Source organism: Aestuariispira ectoiniformans, from assembly GCF_025136295.1.
Classification (GTDB): domain Bacteria; phylum Pseudomonadota; class Alphaproteobacteria; order UBA8366; family Aestuariispiraceae; genus Aestuariispira_A; species Aestuariispira_A ectoiniformans.
On record NZ_CP062788.1, the window covers coordinates 1,072,929 to 1,089,122 of the forward strand.

15 protein-coding genes and 2 riboswitches are annotated in these 16,194 nt (G+C 58.0%); of the genes, 7 read left to right on the plus strand and 8 right to left on the minus strand.

What is annotated here, in order from left to right; all coding sequences use genetic code 11:
• Positions 1-28 precede the first annotated feature (28 nt).
• The 4 genes from gcvH to IF205_RS05305 all read right to left on the minus strand — a co-directional run bounded on the left by gcvH (position 29) and on the right by IF205_RS05305 (position 2,806).
• Positions 29-403 carry a glycine cleavage system protein GcvH gene (gene gcvH / locus IF205_RS05290; protein WP_259782248.1) on the minus strand — a complete coding sequence of 125 codons (375 nt, stop codon included), beginning with the start codon at positions 401-403 and terminating at the stop codon, positions 29-31.
• A gap of 76 nt (positions 404-479) precedes the next feature.
• A complete protein-coding gene (gcvT, locus tag IF205_RS05295; RefSeq protein ID WP_259782249.1) occupies positions 480-1,613 on the minus strand; it encodes a glycine cleavage system aminomethyltransferase GcvT in 1,134 nt (377 codons plus the stop codon).
• A gap of 57 nt (positions 1,614-1,670) precedes the next feature.
• A riboswitch (glycine riboswitch) is annotated at positions 1,671-1,791 on the minus strand.
• A 1-nt stretch (position 1,792) separates the two neighbouring features.
• Positions 1,793-1,897: riboswitch (glycine riboswitch) on the minus strand.
• 81 nt (positions 1,898-1,978) lie between these two features.
• The gene (locus IF205_RS05300; RefSeq protein ID WP_259782250.1) at positions 1,979-2,518 is read right to left on the minus strand and encodes a hypothetical protein; all 540 of its coding nucleotides are present in this window, start codon (positions 2,516-2,518) and stop codon (positions 1,979-1,981) included.
• 48 nt (positions 2,519-2,566) lie between these two features.
• Entirely contained in the window at positions 2,567-2,806 is a 240-nt protein-coding gene (locus tag IF205_RS05305; RefSeq protein WP_259782251.1) for a CDGSH iron-sulfur domain-containing protein, read from the minus strand.
• A 110-nt stretch (positions 2,807-2,916) separates the two neighbouring features.
• Between IF205_RS05305 and ispH the strand changes: the two genes are divergently transcribed.
• The 5 genes from ispH (at position 2,917) to IF205_RS05330 (ending at position 8,038) form a co-directional block, all read left to right on the plus strand.
• Positions 2,917-3,882 (plus strand): 4-hydroxy-3-methylbut-2-enyl diphosphate reductase, encoded by a 966-nt coding sequence (ispH, locus tag IF205_RS05310; protein WP_259782252.1) that lies wholly within the window; start codon positions 2,917-2,919, stop codon positions 3,880-3,882.
• A gap of 52 nt (positions 3,883-3,934) precedes the next feature.
• Positions 3,935-4,897: a homoserine kinase gene (locus tag IF205_RS05315; RefSeq protein WP_259782253.1), complete on the plus strand. Its 963-nt coding sequence runs from the start codon at positions 3,935-3,937 to the stop codon at positions 4,895-4,897.
• Positions 4,898-4,901: 4 nt separating this feature from the next.
• A complete protein-coding gene (rnhA, locus tag IF205_RS05320; RefSeq protein ID WP_259782254.1) occupies positions 4,902-5,342 on the plus strand; it encodes a ribonuclease HI in 441 nt (146 codons plus the stop codon).
• Positions 5,343-5,492: 150 nt separating this feature from the next.
• Positions 5,493-7,283 carry a chloride channel protein gene (locus tag IF205_RS05325; RefSeq protein ID WP_259782255.1) on the plus strand — a complete coding sequence of 597 codons (1,791 nt, stop codon included), beginning with the start codon at positions 5,493-5,495 and terminating at the stop codon, positions 7,281-7,283.
• Between the two features lie 77 nt (positions 7,284-7,360).
• Positions 7,361-8,038, plus strand: coding sequence for a DUF2270 domain-containing protein (locus IF205_RS05330; RefSeq protein WP_259782256.1), 678 nt, complete (start codon positions 7,361-7,363; stop codon positions 8,036-8,038).
• A gap of 15 nt (positions 8,039-8,053) precedes the next feature.
• Here the strand turns inward: IF205_RS05330 and dusA are convergent, their stop codons facing one another.
• The 4 genes from dusA to tmpA all read right to left on the minus strand — a co-directional run bounded on the left by dusA (position 8,054) and on the right by tmpA (position 11,733).
• Positions 8,054-9,064: a tRNA dihydrouridine(20/20a) synthase DusA gene (gene dusA / locus IF205_RS05335; RefSeq protein ID WP_375542674.1), complete on the minus strand. Its 1,011-nt coding sequence runs from the start codon at positions 9,062-9,064 to the stop codon at positions 8,054-8,056.
• Between the two features lie 81 nt (positions 9,065-9,145).
• Positions 9,146-9,847: a substrate-binding periplasmic protein gene (locus IF205_RS05340; protein WP_259782257.1), complete on the minus strand. Its 702-nt coding sequence runs from the start codon at positions 9,845-9,847 to the stop codon at positions 9,146-9,148.
• A gap of 175 nt (positions 9,848-10,022) precedes the next feature.
• Complete coding sequence (locus tag IF205_RS05345) at positions 10,023-10,607, minus strand: phosphonate degradation HD-domain oxygenase (protein ID WP_259782258.1); 585 nt, start codon at positions 10,605-10,607, stop codon at positions 10,023-10,025.
• A gap of 1 nt (position 10,608) precedes the next feature.
• Positions 10,609-11,733, minus strand: a complete 1,125-nt coding sequence (gene tmpA, locus IF205_RS05350) for a 2-trimethylaminoethylphosphonate dioxygenase (protein WP_259782259.1) — start codon at positions 11,731-11,733, stop codon at positions 10,609-10,611.
• Between the two features lie 182 nt (positions 11,734-11,915).
• Between tmpA and IF205_RS05355 the strand changes: the two genes are divergently transcribed.
• Complete coding sequence (locus IF205_RS05355) at positions 11,916-13,415, plus strand: TrkH family potassium uptake protein (protein WP_259782260.1); 1,500 nt, start codon at positions 11,916-11,918, stop codon at positions 13,413-13,415.
• A 161-nt stretch (positions 13,416-13,576) separates the two neighbouring features.
• Complete coding sequence (gene clpB, locus IF205_RS05360) at positions 13,577-16,174, plus strand: ATP-dependent chaperone ClpB (RefSeq protein WP_259783243.1); 2,598 nt, start codon at positions 13,577-13,579, stop codon at positions 16,172-16,174.
• The last annotated feature ends 20 nt before the right edge of the window (positions 16,175-16,194 follow it).

Sequence of the window (16,194 nt, forward strand, 5' to 3'; positions counted from 1 at the left end):
TGCTCTCAAATCGAACGGCTTGGACTGATCAGCTTTCTTCAGCGAAAGCCTTGTAGGCGTTTTCGTCCATCAGGTCGTCAAGCTCGGACGGATTGGACAGCTTGATCTTGAAGAACCAGCCTTTTTCTTCGGCATCTTCGTTGACCAGGCTCGGGTTGCCTTCCAGTTCGTCATTGACCTCGACGATCTCGCCGGTAACGGGGGCATAGACTTCGCTGGCTGCCTTTACGGATTCGACCACACCGGCTTCGCCGCCCTTTTCGATTTCGTCGCCGACTTCCGGCAGGTCAACGAAGACCACGTCACCCAGAGCTGCCTGTGCGAAATCGGTGATGCCGACAGTGGCGACGTCGCCTTCCACCAGCACCCATTCATGTTCTTCACTGTATTTCACGTTGCTCATATTACCGTCCCCACATTTATTGGTTGGTGATTAATCATTGGTACGTTGCAAATATTTCACTGCTTTTATCGGCGTCTCAGCCGCGATAGTAGCGCTGCGGCACGATCGGCATTTTGACGACCTTCGCGGGCAGTGATTTACCGCGCACAACAAGATTGATGGGCGTGTCGACTTTTGCGAAATCAATCGCGACATAGCCCATGGCGACCGGGCCGCCTGCGGTGGGGCCGAAGCCGCCGCTCGTGATCTTGCCGATTTCATTGCCGTCGGCATCGGTGACAACCGTGCCTTCGCGGGCCGGCGCGCGGCCTTCCGGCAGGATGCCAACGCGTTTGCGGGAAACGCCTTCGGCCAGTTGTTTCTGCACCACGTCCGCACCAGGGAAACCGCCTTCCTCGCGGCGGCGCTTGCCAACCGACCAGGTCAGGCCAGCCTCGATCGGGCTGGTGGTGGTGTCGATGTCGTGGCCGTAGAGGCAAAGCCCGGCTTCCAGGCGCAGCGAATCACGCGCGCCAAGACCGATCGGGTCTACTTCCGGCTGGTCCAGGAAGGCCTTGGTGAGAGCCACGGCCTTGTCGTTCGGCACGGAAATCTCATAGCCATCCTCACCGGTATAGCCGGAACGGCTGACGAGGCAGGTGACGCCTTCGAATTCCACGGCGGTCTGGGTCATGAAGGGCTGGGTGCGAAGGGTCTCGCCCAGCAGGCGCGCGGCGGCATCCACGGCTTTCGGGCCCTGAACGGCAATCAAGGCGCTCTCGTCGATCGGCTGTAACGTGGCTTTGCCAGCCAGCTTTTCGGAAATCAGGGCAAAGTCCTGATCCTTGCAGGCGGCGTTCACGACCAGATAGAGGCGGTCCGCCAGCGCGGGGTCGGCCGGACGCGTGACCATGAGGTCGTCCAGGATGCCACCCTCATCGTTCAGCAACTGGCTATAGCGCTGCTGGCCGGGTTTCAGGGATTGCAGGTCTGCAGGAACCAGCGTTTCCAGTGCGGCGTCCGCGCCGTCACCAATCAGCCATGCCTGGCCCATGTGGGATACGTCGAACAGGCCCGCGCTTTCACGCGTCTGGTTATGTTCTTTCAGAATGCCAGCAGGATATTGAACCGGCATTTCATAGCCGGCAAAGGGTACGATTTTTCCGCCAAGTTCGACATGCAGATCGTAAAGCGGAGTCCGCTTCAACTCTCCCTGGTCCGGTGAGGCCATCCCTCATCTCCTTAACAACAGTTGGGTCGACCACGCTGGAATTACCAGCGAGGTACCCCTTCTGTCATAGGACCTGAGAGTGTGACCGTTTCGCGCCCTGCTTGCCGGAATGACGCGACCGGCTTACCCCTTCGGTGGAGCCTATGCCGATTTCGGCATATGCCCGCTTTCCAGAATGCCTTCCATGCGCGGTCCCTTTACCTGAGAGATTCCGGGGTGGTTGCTCCTTCGGTGTCGCAAATCCTTAATCTTCCAAGGTTTGCGATCTCTCCCACGCACGTCACGAGGCTGACGCTGTAAAGCTATTCAGTGTCGTCTTCATGTCAATAACAATCGTCATGAAGATGTCGATTTTGACGTCAGGCCTATTCGTTTCCGCGGTTGAAATTCAACTCGTCCCGGCTCAGTTCATAGCCCAGATAGATGGAGTAATCTTCCGGATTATCGTCTTTTTTTCGCGGGATTTCGGCCAGGAAACGTTCCTGATAATAGATTTTTGAGTTGTTGCCGGCAAAGGAGAATTTAATCGGCATGGAGCGTCTGGAGATGATATGCCGGTCCGCATCAGCAATCGCCATGATCATGTTGACCTCTGCCGCATCGCTCTGCTCCGCCGGGCCCTGGCTGGCGTTCATTCCAACATAGAGACCGACTTCGATCGAATCGTCGCTGACGTTACAATCGCCTGCAACGCGCGAGAATTCCGCTTCCAGAAGGACATCCGTGATATCGCGGCCGGGGCCGGGTTTGTATCGGGTAACCTTGCCCAGGTCTTCAAGGACGCGCACTTCAGGGCATGTGGCCGGTGCCGGTTTGCTCCAGTTAACACCTTCACAGGCTGAGAGCACGACAGGCAGTGCAAGGACAGGGACCAGTTTCAGGGCAGAGCGAAAAAACAGGCGCATGGATTTCCTTCGGCGTATCGTTAGTCAGTCCTGAATTATGTCACACGCCTACAGTTTGGCGTGGGTGCCGTCGCACAATGGCTTTTTGCCGGAATGTTTGCAACCGCAGAAAAAAACGGTCCGCGTTTTTTCAGCCGTGTATTTGACCGGCGTAAATCCCGTCCCTTTGTGCGAGCCGTCGCAGAACGGCTGCTTCTTTGACCGTCCGCAGGCACACCAGAAATAGGATTTTCCTTCTTCCACCTGTGTTGAATAGGGCGTTTTGGAGGCGACAACAGGATCAGACATCAATGCTTTCCTTCCGGGGGCCTGCTGGTGTACACATGCGTTACTGTTGATTAGCTGTAACTGTAGAGAAACCGCGTGTTTGCGGCAAGCCAGGGAATGGAGGTTCAGACGTGAGTGGTCCGAAAGAGACTGGCGGTGAATGCCTGACGATCCTGTTGGCCGGCCCGCGTGGCTTTTGTGCCGGCGTCGACCGGGCGATCCTGATCGTGGAGCGCGCACTGGAGAAATTCGGTGCGCCGGTCTATGTGCGCCACGAGATTGTCCATAACCGTTTTGTGGTCGAAAGCCTCGAAGCCAAAGGCGCGGTATTCGTTGACGAGCTGGACCAGTGCCCGACGGATCGCCCCGTGGTCTTTTCCGCCCATGGCGTGCCGAAATCGGTGCCGGAGGCGGCGGAAGCGCGTGAGATGATTTATGTGGATGCGACCTGCCCGCTGGTCAGCAAGGTTCACCGTGAGTCCGAACATCATCACCGCAAGGGCTGCCATATCGTGTTGATCGGTCATGCGGGGCACCCGGAAGTGGTTGGCACCATGGGTCAGCTGCCGGACGGGGCCATGTCGCTGGTGGAAACAGTGGCTGATGTCTATGCCCTGGACGTGCCGGATGACAAGCCATTGGCCTTTGCCACGCAGACAACGCTGTCGGTGGATGAGACCAGGGATATTCTGGCCGCGCTCAGGGAGCGTTTTCCCGATATCCGCGGACCCAAAAAAGAAGATATCTGTTATGCCACCACGAACCGCCAGGCGGCGGTGAAAGAGATCGCGCAGGACAGTGACATGGTTATGGTGATTGGTGCGCCGAACTCGTCCAATTCGCGGCGGCTGGTGGATGTGGCCCGGGAATACGGTTGCCCGAAGGCCCAGTTGATCCAGCGCGCCAAAGACATCGACTGGGATGATTTCGACGGCGTAAAAACCTTGGGCATTACCGCCGGAGCCTCTGCGCCGGAGGTGCTGGTGGACGAGGTGATTTCCGCCTGTCGCGATCATTTCGATCAGGTGACGGTGCGGGAGGTCGTGACCGCAGAGGAAAATGTCGAGTTCAAGCTGCCCCGTCTTCTCACAGCGTGATCAGGTCTTGAGCGCAATTTCAGTTTTTACCGGGTAAGGGAGGGGCGACCGCATGGCCGTCTATACGGAAGTTTCAGACGAAGAGTTGAAGACCTTCATCAATCGCTATGATGTGGGGGAACTGCTGTCCTATAAAGGCATCGCCGAAGGCGTGGAAAATTCCAACTTCTTTGTCCAGACCTCCCAGCTTCCTTATATCCTGACGCTCTATGAAAAGCGGGTGAACCCGGACGACCTGCCGTTTTTCCTGGGCCTTATGGAGCATCTTTCCGAAAAGGGCATTCGCTGCTCGGTGCCTCTGCGTGACAGGGACGGGCGTGCGTTGCAAACGCTCGCCGGGCGTCCCGCCGCCCTGTTCACCTTTCTGGAGGGCATGTGGCCGCGCAAGATTGCGCCCTTCCATTGCGCGGAACTGGGCAGGGCCATGGCGCGTATGCATCTGGCCGGTCTGGACTATGAGCTGACGCGGGAGAACAATCTGTCGGTCAGCGGTTGGCGGCCGTTGTTTGAATCCTGCGCCGACCGCGCGGATGAGGTGCGCCCCGGTCTCGCCGGCATGCTGGACCGGGAACTGACCTTCCTGGAAAACAACTGGCCGGATGATCTGCCGATGGGCGTCTGCCACGCAGACCTTTTCCCGGACAATGTATTCTTCCGTGACGATGCGGTCTCCGGCATTATTGATTTTTACTTCGCGTGCAACGACTTCCTGGTTTACGACTTGGCGGTCTGCCTGAATGCCTGGTGTTTCGAACGGGACCGCAGTTTCAACCTGACCAAGGCGCGGCTGATGCTGTCCAACTATCGCAAGGAACGCGCGCTTTCCAGGCAGGAGATCGAGGCGCTGCCGATCCTGGCGCGCGGGGCGGCGGTGCGCTTCCTGCTGACCCGGCTGTATGACTGGCTGAACCATCCCGAAGGGGCCTTTGTTCAGCCCAAGGACCCGCTGGAATATTTCGCTTATCTCAGCTTCCATCAGCGTGTTTCCAGCCCCTCAGACTATGGGGTGGAATAGGTCGATGAGCGACAGCAAAGTAGTGGAGATCTTCACCGATGGCGCCTGCAGCGGCAATCCCGGTCCCGGAGGCTGGGGGGCTATCCTGCGCTTTAACGGCCATGAAAAAGAGCTGAATGGCGGTGAGGCGGAGACCACCAATAACCGTATGGAGATGATGGCGGCGATCATGGCCCTGGAAAGCCTGAAGCGTCCCATGCCCGTGGTGATCACCACCGACAGCACCTATGTGCGGGACGGCATCACCAAGTGGATTCATGGCTGGAAGCGCAATGGATGGAAAACCGCCGCCAAAAAGCCGGTCAAGAATGCCGAGCTTTGGCAGCGCCTGGAAGCCGCGCTGAAACCCCATCAGGTGGAATGGCATTGGGTCAAGGGCCATGCCGGTCATCCGGAAAACGAACGCGCCGACGAGTTGGCACGTATGGGGATACCTGGGCGCTGATAGCCCGATTTCGGCATTGTGACTGCCCGGTAGCTTGCTACCTCTTCCGCTGACTTCGTAAACGCGCTACAAATAACCCATGGAATAAAAAGCCAAAAATGGGGTTGTTGTGGAGGTTTCAGTGTCTGTGGACTGGTCCGGGAGAGCCTGATGTCGGTCGGCGAAATCGGGCTTAAGGCGAAGGCCTTTTTTCTTCACGAAAATGTCGTGCTGCTGGTGCTGGCCGTGATCGTCGGTGTGGCTGGGGCGCATGTTGCGCTTGGTTTTCGTGAGGGGATTTCGCTGGTCAACCGGCTTTTCTATCAGGTGTCTGCGGAAAATCTCACCTCGCGACTGACGGAACTGCCCTGGTGGCAGGTGATGCTGGCACCGGCCTTGGGCGGTCTTCTGGTCGGTCAGGTCAATACAAGGCTGATGAAGGGCCGGCGTGGTCAGGGGGTCGGCAATATCATCGAGGTCAATGCCCTGCACGGCGCGAAGATGGACCTGAAACAGGGATTGAGCAATGCGCTGGCCAATACGATTTCCATCGGCGCAGGTGCGTCGATCGGCCGTGAGGGCACAATCCTGCATCTGACCTCGACGGTGACCACATGGTGCGCGGCAAGGCTCAGACTGCAACAGCATCATCAGCATATTCTTCTTGGCTGTGCGGTGGCGGCGGGGATGGCGGCCTCCTTCAACGCCCCCATCGCCGGTGTCTTTTTCGCGCTTGAGGTGGTCCTTCGCCATTATGCGCTGACGGCCTTTGCGCCTGTCGTGATCTCGTCGGTCATCGGCACGATGATCACCCGCATCTATTACGGTGATTTCCCGGCCTATATCTTGCCCCATTATGATGTGGTGACATTCTGGGAGTTCCCGGCCTTTCTGCTGTTGGGGATTGTCTGTGGCTTTGCTGCCATCCTGTTCATGTGGACGGTCTTCACCACCGAAGACATTATCCGTAAGGTCAAACTGCCCGCCTGGCTGAAACCTGCCATCGGTGGACTGACGGTTGGGGGGATTGCCCTGTTCCTGCCTCATGTCATGGGCGTCGGATATGAAACCACGACGAAGGTGTTGAATGAATCTCTGGGCATGAACCTGACCTGGCTGCTGGGGTTGATTGTTTTCAAGACGGTGGCGACGGCGGTCAGTATCGGCAGCGGCTTCGGCGGCGGGGTTTCCTCTCCGTCGATCTTCGTTGGCACCATCGTCGGCAGCGCCTTTGGCACCGTTGCCGCGATGCCTTTCCCGGACCTGGGGATACACACCGGCCTTTATGCGATTGTCGGCATGGCGTCGACCTCTGCGGCGGTCCTGGGCGCGCCGATTTCCTGCATCCTGATCGTGTTCGAGTTGCTGGGGGACTTCAAGATCACCATCGGCGTGATGTCGGGGGCGGCGGTTGCTACCCTGCTGGTGCAGAGCATTCTCGGCAAATCCTATTACCTCTGGCGGTTACAGCGCCGGGGCATCGAACTGGAAGGGGCGCGGGCCATGCAGATCCTGCGTCAGCAGGTGGTCGGCGACGTTGCGGGCACCGGCTTTCATTCGGTGGAGGCCACGACCAAGCTGATGGAGGTGATCGATTTCCTGCATACGCTGCCGGAAGGGGCGGAGGCGGTTGTGGTTGAGGACGGATATCGGTTTGTCGGGACAATTCAGTTGGAGGATGTGAAGGATGTGGCCTTCGACCCGCTGGCGAACCAGGATGCGCTGGAGGCGCAGTCCTTCGTGCGTCTATACCCGGAGGTGCTGACGGCGGATCAGACCCTGGCGCGCGCCATTGCCGTGATGAGCAAATGGAAAGCGGACCGCCTGCCGGTGGTCAGCGATGTCGACAGCATGAGCGTGGTCGGCATGGTCGACAAGAACACCCTGCTGGAGGCCTATGTGGATGCCTTGTTGCAGGCCGAAGCCGAATCCCATGGTGGCGGGGCCAAAAGCCGGACCTAACCGCCGTTGTCCTGAAAAGCTATTGGGTTCATACTGTTTTGTCTTATGTCATCGGCAACAAGAAGGGACCTGATTCCATGTTGTCGCCCGATTTTGAAAGCGGCAGACAGTATTCGCAGGCCGAGATCGGTGCACTGTCACATCTCTATCGGGGGGAAATTTATCGCAGCACAAGCTGGCGGTCGCGCTTGGATGCGACCACAAACTGGGCCGTGGTCTCGCTGGGGGTGGCCCTGTCTATTTCCTTTGCATCGCCGACGGCGACGCCCTTGCCGCTGGTCCTCGTCGGTATTCTGATCTTCATTTTCCTGATGCTGGAAAGCAGGCGTTACCGCTATTTCAACGTCTGGCGGGCGCGGGCGCGCTGGCTGGAATGCCAGTTTTTCGCCCGCATGCTTATGCACGGGGATTTGCAGACCGAAACCGGGTGGCAGGATGTGTTGGCCCAAGATTATCGCCATCCCCATTACCATATCAGCCTTATTCGGGCGGTGGGCCGGCGATTGCGGCGCAACTATATCTGGATACTCCTGATCCAGACGATTGCCTATTTCGGCAAGGTGATGATCCACCCGACGCCCCTGACAAGCATGGCTGAATTCTGGGCCCGGACCGATGTCGGCCCAATTCCCGGACATGTGATCGTGATTGCCGGGTTGCTCTACAATGGTGTTGCCATCGGGATTGCCCTGACGACGCTTTACCACGACCGGGCAAAGCATGTGGATGATGGAGGTGGCGTCACTATGGGTTGAGGGCAGGCTTCCACCTCAGGCGGTTTCGGGGGCGTCCAAACTGTTTTCAGGCACCAGCGCCATGGCCTGTTCGATCACACTTTCATCTGCGCCTTTGTGATAGGCGTTTTCGCTGAGATAACGGCGGAACTTGGCTCCACTGGGGCAGCCGGAGAAAATTCCCATCAGGTGACGGGTGATATGGTTCAGCGGCGTGCCCGCCGCCAGTTCCTCGTGCACATAGGGCAGGAAGGCGCGCAGGATATCGTGGCGGCTTTTCGTTGTGCCGGTGGTGTCGCCGTAGATGCGTCGGTCGGCCTCTGCCAGGATATAGGGTGTCTGATAGGCGGCCCGCCCGATCATCACCCCGTCCAGTTTGCCCAGGTGATCCTCGGTCTCGTCGAGTGTCTTGATGCCGCCGTTGATGGAAATATGCAAATCCGGCCGTTCCTGTTTCAGACGATAGGCGAAGTCATATTTCAGGGGCGGGATATCTCGGTTTTCCTTGGGGCTGAGGCCTTGCAGGATTGCCACGCGCGCATGGACGATGAAATGGCGGCAACCGGCATCGGCCACGGTATCCACAAAGGCCTTCATGCCTTCATAGCTGTCCTGATCGTCGATACCGATGCGATGTTTGACGGTCACGGGAATGGATACTGTGTCCCGCATGGCCGCCACGCAATCCGCAACCAGTTGCGGATCGGCCATCAGGCAGGCGCCAAAACGTCCGGACTGTACCCTGTCCGATGGGCAGCCCACATTGAGGTTTACCTCGCCATAGCCGAAATCCTCCACAATCCGGGCGGCCTGTTTCAGTTCTGCCGGATCGGAGCCGCCCAACTGGCAGGCGACCGGGTGTTCCGCCTTATGAAAGCCCAACAGCTTTTGCCGGTCGCCGTGAATGACCGCGCCCGTTGTCACCATTTCGGTGTAAAGCAACACGCGTTTGGAGATCAGCCGCAGGAAATAGCGGTCGAAACGGTCGGTCCAGTCCATCATCGGCGCGATGGACAGCTTGCGGTCTTCGTCACGAATGTCGGTCACGGCCATTTATCCAGACTAAGTCGAATTTCGGGCCAAGGGAATGGAGTTTTCCTTGCCGACTGTCAACCGGTCAGCGGTTTCTCAGCGGTATTTGTCCATGATGGACTGGTAGGTTCCGTTGTCGTGGATGGCTTCAAGGCCCTGGTTGAACCTGTCCAATATATCCTGTGCGCCGGGCGCGCGTTTGGAGACACACATATAATAATTGGACTTGCTGGTTTCCTGATAGTGGATTGCCACCGGGCCGGTCTTGTGGCGCATCTGAAATTCCGTTGCGGCCTTGAATCCGTACAGATAATCGAAGCGATGTGCCGCCAGCATACGAACGGCGGCTTGGTCGTTGAGTGCGATGACAGGGGCTGCCTTGGCCTCCTCTAGGGAGGAGACCAGGCTGTAGCCTGAAACAACGCCGACGGGCCGGCCCTTCAGATCGTCGAGGCTGTCGATGGCGGGAACGCTCGCGGTTCGGAAAACACCACTGGAAACGGTGCCCATCTTGTCTGAAAACAGGAGGTATTCCTCACGTTCAGGGCGATAGGAACAACTGCACAGTCCCGTGACAGTGCCCTTCCTTGCCAGATGCATGGCCCGTTTCCACGGGTAGAAATGCACCTGCATCTGCGTGTTCGTTTGCGCGAAGGCGGCTTTCAGGATTTCCACATCAAAGCCGGGCAGGGATGGATCATCCGGGTTGGCGATCTTGTGAGGGGGGAAATCATTGCAGGCAAAGGAAAGGGGCTCTTCCGCCTGGGCAGAATAAGCAAAGAGAAATATTGACGTCACCCATATTAGAAAAAGCGACCTCTTTACTTTAGTAAAGCGCACCTTTTTACCCAAGCTCTAAGGAAACCCCCACATGCAAAGATGATGGGCCAAGTTCGTGCTTCCCGTCAATAGTTTCAGTATTTTTATGGTTTTTGTTAGTTATGCTTATTAATTATTTGATCACAAAGCTCGGTTATTGGCTTTTTCTTATGAGGCCTTCCAGTAGAACTCGATAGTGTTCAACCGGGGGCGTTTCGACGCCGACATTTTTCCCGGCCTCCTCAAAACGGCGTAGCTGCAGGGCCTGCTCAAGGTGAGGCGATTTTGCAAAGGCTTCGGCTTCCTGCGCGGACATCGGACCACCCTGCAGACGAAGGCTCTCAATCGATGCGGGTGATAGCAATTCGAAATAGTCAGGTTCTACGGCGCAGAGATAGCGTTTTGCATCCACATGCATGCGCACCGGTTCGGTCACCTCTTCGGCGAAAAAACGGGCGAGGAAGTCGGCACCGACGTCTTCATGGCGGCTATCAATACCTTCGGCCATACAGTCATCGCCGAAGTCATGCAGGAAATGCCCGATGTCATGCAGGAGTGCGGCGGCGACAAGACTGTCGGGGGAATTGAACTGATCCGCCACCACGGCGCATTGCAGGCCGTGTTCCGCCTGGCTGATGGCCTCACCCAGATAGGACCGGTCCCCCATCTCGTGAAACAGGGAAATGATATAATCCACAACCGTTTCGCGGGTGACGGTGTTCTGATCAAGCTTGTCCATGTCAGGCCTCTTCAAGTTTGCGCATCAGGCTGTAGAGCGAATCCTTATCGGCATAGCATCCCTGCAGGTGCCGTTTGCCACCGGCAAAACCCTTGCGCCCGTGCAGGACGCGCTGGTTATCGAAGATCATAAGATCGCCGGGGCGCAGTTTCAGCCCGAGTTCCAGTTCCGGGCGGTGCAACAGACGCGCATAGGTCCGGAAGGCATTGTAGTAGGCCTCCATGACGTCGGCAGGCAGGTCGAAGGGCGCTGCGGAGCGGTTGTTATAGCGGATGGCCTGAATGTCACCGCGGTCATCCACTTCGATGAGCGGACGGCGGGCCTGAAGGTCGGCCTTGTCGTCGCGGAAACGGAAAGGCACCCAATGGCGGGTCAGTAATGCAAAGGCGCCGGCGTCTTCCTGCCGCAAAAGGTCTGCAGCTTTGAAGCCATCCATCAGGACCGATTCGCCGCCCTCATTGACACTTTCCAGACAATGCAGAAGCTGCAGCCCCGGAACCGGGTCGCGATAGGGGTTGTCCGTGTGAACGTTCAGCCCCAGGCCGGTGAAAGCGAGGTTGGTCGGTTTCTCCTCGCTGCGCACTTCGAACAGCTCACCATAATTCGTCTCGCGGACATAACCGAAAAGGCGCGCAACTTCGCAGACCATACCGGGCTTTGTCGGGACGTTGGATACAATGGCAAAGCCATAGTCGTGAACCTGCCGCAGCCAGGCCGCCATGGCGGCGTTATCTTCTGTCAGGGCCTTATAGTCATGCGCGGGCAGGGATTTGGCCTCTGCCGCGGCCCAGAATTGTCTGATATCCCGCTTGGCTTCGGGCTTGTCATAGGCATTGCGCCACAGCCAGTCCGCCGGGAAGGTCGTTTCATACCCGTCAGCCCGGAAGGTCACATGGAGGTCGCCGTCCCGGATGGATGCGCTGTCGACGGAAAGATCGGCGGGCAGTTCCGTGATATCGAACAGGCGCTGGTCGTTTTCCGGATGGCGCGCATCTGCACCGCGTGCATTGTCGCGCAGCCAGGGGCCGTGAAATCGCTGTTGAATGTCGTTATCCCAATTGAGAATGATTTCACTGTCGACTAGGTCTACTGCAATCAATTCCGGGGTCGGCGGTAGAGTGGACATCTGCTGGTTCCGGCTGTTTGTCTGTCGGGACGTCTTTCATAGCATGGCTTTGAGGCGCGAAGGAAAAGAGGAATTCTCATGGTCGGTTGAAGCAGTATGAGTAATCCTTCATGCATTTAATAGCTTGCCTTCGGAAGGGTAGGTTTTTACGATCCCCTCACTTTTGACAAAGACATTGTGATATGCCCGATTTTCGTGCGCCTCGTCGCCCTGACAATCCTGTTGAACAGCAATCCGGCGGCCAGCGCCCCACTTTTTTTGTGCTGGGCCTGCTGCTGTCTGCGCTTGCCGTGCTTATGGGGCTGTCGGGTCTTATCGGGCTGCTTGCCCATCGCGCAGCCGGGGCATTTTTTGAAAGCGCGGTTCTGACCCTTCTGGTGGGCGGTGTGCTGATGGCGACCTGCCGCCCGACCGGCGCGATCGTCCTGCGCCGGAAAGGCGCGTTTTTCCTGACGGCGCTGGCCTGGACCGTGCTGCCGGGATTCGGCGCGCTGCCACTGGTATTCGGCGAGGTGCACCTGAGTTTCGCCGATGCCTATTTCGAGGCAGTATCGGGGCTGACCACAACGGGGTCGACCGTGCTGTCCGGGTTGCAGGACCTGCCCATCGTCGTGGCGGTCTGGCGGGCCTTGCTGCAATGGATGGGCGGCGTCGGTATCATTGTCATGGGGATTGCCCTGCTGCCCTTGCTGCGTTCGGGTGCAATGCAGCTTTACCGCAGTGAATCCTCCGACACATCCGACAAGCCGTTTCCCCGGGCCAAGGCGGTGGCGGGTGCGGTGTCTTCCATCTATCTGTCGCTGACGTTGGCCTGCACGATTTTGTTCTGGTATGGGGGCATGACCTTTCTGGATGCGCTCATCCATGCCATGACGACCCTGTCCACGGGTGGCTTTTCCACCCATGACAATTCCTTTGCGGCCTTCCAGGGCACGTCCTTGCCGTGGATTGCGATCATTTTCATGCTGCTGGGCGGGACGCCTTTCGTTCTGTTTATCCGCCTGTCGCGCAGAGATCCCGAACCTCTTTTGCAGGACCGGCAGCTTCGTTTGTTGCTGTTCACGGTCATCAGCGCGGCGGTGGTTATGGCCGGGTATCGCGCCTGGAACGATGGCGTTGCCTTCACCACTGGCTTCAGCGAGGCCCTGTTCAATGTGGTTTCGGTTGTCACCACAACCGGCTTTGCCATGGGTGACTACAGCCAATGGGGCGCGTTGCCGGTTGTTCTGTTCTTCTTCCTGACCTTTCTGGGGGGCGGCACGGGGTCGACCGCGGGCGGGTTCAAACTGATGCGTGTCCTGATCCTCTGGGAGGCGGCGCGGATATTCCTGGTGCGTGCCATCTATCCTCACCGTGTTGTGCTGGCGAAAATCCAGGACCGCGCGATTGATGAAGACATCCTGTTCGGGACATTGGGCTTTGCGTCGCTGTGGGTCGTGACCTGGGCGGCGTTGTCCCTGGCCTTGTCGGTAACGGGACTGGATCTGGTGACCAGCCTGTCCGGTGCGGCAACCGCATTGGCGAATGTGGGGCCGGGTCTGGGGGACATCATCGGGCCGGTTGGCAATTTCCAATCCTTGCCTGACACGGCGAAATGGCTGCTATCCATCGGTATGGTCGCCGGTCGGCTGGAGCTGCTGACGTTGCTTGTGGTTCTGATGCCGACTTTCTGGCGGGAATAAGCCGTTCATTTCGCCCTTGTTTTGGGGTGTATGAAATCTTGTAACCGGAAAATATCTTCCCACATATTTGATGTAGATGCCTATTGAGGGTCTGCAAAAACGCGTAAACTTAAACTCTCATGGTCTTGCCTATTAGTCAGGGAGACAGAAAGAGGATGAGCATGAATTTCGACAAATACACGGACCGCAGCCGTGGATTCATTCAGTCCGCCCAGGGCTTGGCGCTTCGTAGCGACCATCAGCGGCTGACCACCGAACATCTCCTTAAAATCTTGCTGGACGACCAGGAAGGGTTGGCCGCAGGCGTTATCAAGGCTGCGGGCGGTAACCCGAAACAGGCCCTGGATGCGACCGAACTGGCCTTGGACAAAATGCCCAAGGTACAGGGATCGGGCGCGGGGCAGGTGCATCTGGATGCGTCTCTCGCCAAGGCCTTTGATAAGGCGGAGGAAATCGCTGAAAAGGCTGGTGACAGCTTTGTCACGGCGGAACGGTTACTGCTGGCTTTGGCCCTGAGTGAGGGCAGCCCGGCTGCGAAAATCCTGAAAGAAGCCGGTGTTACGCCGCAGTCCCTCAATTCCGCGATCAATGAATTGCGTCAGGGGCGTACGGCAGACAGCGCCAGCGCGGAAGACAAATATGACGCCCTGAAGAAATATGCCCGCGACCTGACCCAGGCGGCGCGCGATGGCAAACTGGACCCGGTGATCGGCCGGGACGAGGAAATCCGCCGGACCATTCAGGTGCTTTCACGCCGGACCAAGAACAACCCCGTTCTGATCGGTGAGCCGGGTGTCGGTAAAACCGCGATTATCGAAGGGTTGGCCCTGCGGATCGTCAATGGCGACGTGCCGGAGACCCTGCGGGATAAAAAGCTGATGAGCCTGGACCTGGGCGCCATGGTGGCCGGGTCAAAATTCCGCGGTGAGTTTGAGGAGCGCCTGAAGGCCGTTCTGGAGGAAATCGCCGCGGCTGCCGGTCAGATCATCTGTTTCATTGATGAATTGCATACGCTGGTTGGTGCCGGTGCTGCCGAAGGGTCCATGGACGCATCCAATATGCTGAAACCTGCGCTTGCGCGTGGGGAACTGCATTGCGTGGGTGCCACCACACTGGACGAATATCGCAAGCATATTGAAAAGGATGCGGCGCTGGCGCGGCGTTTCCAGCCGGTCTTCATTGCAGAGCCGACGGTGGAAGACACCATTTCCATCCTGCGCGGCCTGAAGGAGAAATACGAGCTGCATCACGGTATCCGTATCACCGACGGGGCAATTGTGTCGGCGGCGACCCTGTCCAACCGCTATATCACTGACCGTTTCCTGCCGGACAAGGCAATCGACCTGGTGGATGAAGCCGCCAGCCGTCTGCGTATGGAAGTGGATTCCAAACCCGAAGATATCGACGAGCTGGATCGCCGGATTGTCCAGTTGAAGATCGAGCGTGAGGCGCTCAAGAAAGAGAAGGACGAGGCCTCCCAGGACCGGTTGAAAAAACTGGAAAAGGAACTGGCAGAGCTTGAAAGCAAATCCGCCGAGCTGACCATCAAATGGCAGGCGGAAAAGGACAAGCTGCATTCCGCACAGGACCTGAAGGAAAAACTGGATGCGGCCCGTCTGGAACTGGAAAAGGCACAGCGCGGCGGTCAGTTCGAACGGGCCGGTGAACTTGCCTATGGCATTATTCCCGATCTGGAAAAACGCCTGGGCGAAGCAGAGCAGGCTGGCGATCAGGCGATCATCCGTGAGGAAGTCAAGGATGAGGATGTTGCTGCCGTCGTCTCCCGTTGGACCGGTGTGCCGGTCGACAAGATGCTGGAAGGCGAGCGGGAAAAACTGCTGGAGATGGAAAAGAATATCGGCCGTCGTGTGGTCGGTCAGGACGAGGCCGTGGTCGCGGTGTCCAACGCCGTGCGTCGTGCGCGTGCGGGCCTGCAGGACCCGAACCGGCCGATTGGTTCCTTCCTGTTCTTGGGCCCCACCGGTGTCGGTAAGACGGAGTTGACCAAGGCGCTGGCGGAGTTCCTTTTCGATGACGATCAGGCCATGGTCCGGATCGATATGTCGGAATATATGGAGAAGCATTCCGTTGCCCGTCTGATCGGCGCGCCTCCGGGCTATGTCGGCTATGACGAGGGCGGTGCACTGACCGAGGCGGTTCGTCGCCGGCCCTATCAGGTGGTGTTGTTCGACGAAATCGAAAAGGCCCATCCGGATGTGTTCAATGTGCTGTTGCAGGTCCTTGATGATGGCCGCCTGACCGATGGTCAGGGCCGGACAATCGACTTCAAGAATGTGCTCATCATCATGACCTCCAATATGGGGGCGGAATTCCTGGCCAATCAGGCCGAAGGGGAGGATGTGGAAGCCGTCCGTCCGCAGGTAATGGATGTGGTGCGTTCCCATTTCCGTCCGGAATTCTTGAACCGGCTGGACGAAATCCTGCTGTTCCGTCGCCTCAGCCGCGACAACATGGCGGGTATCGTCGAAATCCAGCTTAAGCATCTGAAGAAGCTGCTGGAAGATCGCAAGATCAGCCTTGATCTGGACGATGATGCCATGACCTGGCTGGCCAATCGTGGCTATGACCCGGTTTATGGGGCTCGCCCGCTGAAGCGGGTCATCCAGAAACATCTGCAGAACCCGCTGGCCTCCCTGATCCTGGAAGGCAAGGTCAAGGATAGCGAAGCTGTCCATGTCTCCGTGGCGGAAGGAGAGCTTTCCATCAACGGTGTCGCGGTACGGGCCGAAGCAGCCTAAGTCCGGCATCTGATCTCGAC

Excerpts from the sequence above, each read along its gene's own strand:
- gcvH (WP_259782248.1), bottom strand. The coding sequence starts at position 403 with ATGAGCAACGTGAAATACAGTGAAGAACATGAATGGGTGCTGGTGGAA.
- gcvT (WP_259782249.1), bottom strand. The coding sequence starts at position 1,613 with ATGGCCTCACCGGACCAGGGAGAGTTGAAGCGGACTCCGCTTTACGAT.
- IF205_RS05300 (WP_259782250.1), bottom strand. The coding sequence starts at position 2,518 with ATGCGCCTGTTTTTTCGCTCTGCCCTGAAACTGGTCCCTGTCCTTGCA.
- IF205_RS05305 (WP_259782251.1), bottom strand. The coding sequence starts at position 2,806 with ATGTCTGATCCTGTTGTCGCCTCCAAAACGCCCTATTCAACACAGGTG.
- IF205_RS05315 (WP_259782253.1), top strand. The coding sequence starts at position 3,935 with ATGGCCGTCTATACGGAAGTTTCAGACGAAGAGTTGAAGACCTTCATC.
- rnhA (WP_259782254.1), top strand. The coding sequence starts at position 4,902 with ATGAGCGACAGCAAAGTAGTGGAGATCTTCACCGATGGCGCCTGCAGC.
- IF205_RS05325 (WP_259782255.1), top strand. The coding sequence starts at position 5,493 with ATGTCGGTCGGCGAAATCGGGCTTAAGGCGAAGGCCTTTTTTCTTCAC.
- IF205_RS05330 (WP_259782256.1), top strand. The coding sequence starts at position 7,361 with ATGTTGTCGCCCGATTTTGAAAGCGGCAGACAGTATTCGCAGGCCGAG.
- IF205_RS05345 (WP_259782258.1), bottom strand. The coding sequence starts at position 10,607 with ATGGACAAGCTTGATCAGAACACCGTCACCCGCGAAACGGTTGTGGAT.
- tmpA (WP_259782259.1), bottom strand. The coding sequence starts at position 11,733 with ATGTCCACTCTACCGCCGACCCCGGAATTGATTGCAGTAGACCTAGTC.
- IF205_RS05355 (WP_259782260.1), top strand. The coding sequence starts at position 11,916 with ATGCCCGATTTTCGTGCGCCTCGTCGCCCTGACAATCCTGTTGAACAG.
- clpB (WP_259783243.1), top strand. The coding sequence starts at position 13,577 with ATGAATTTCGACAAATACACGGACCGCAGCCGTGGATTCATTCAGTCC.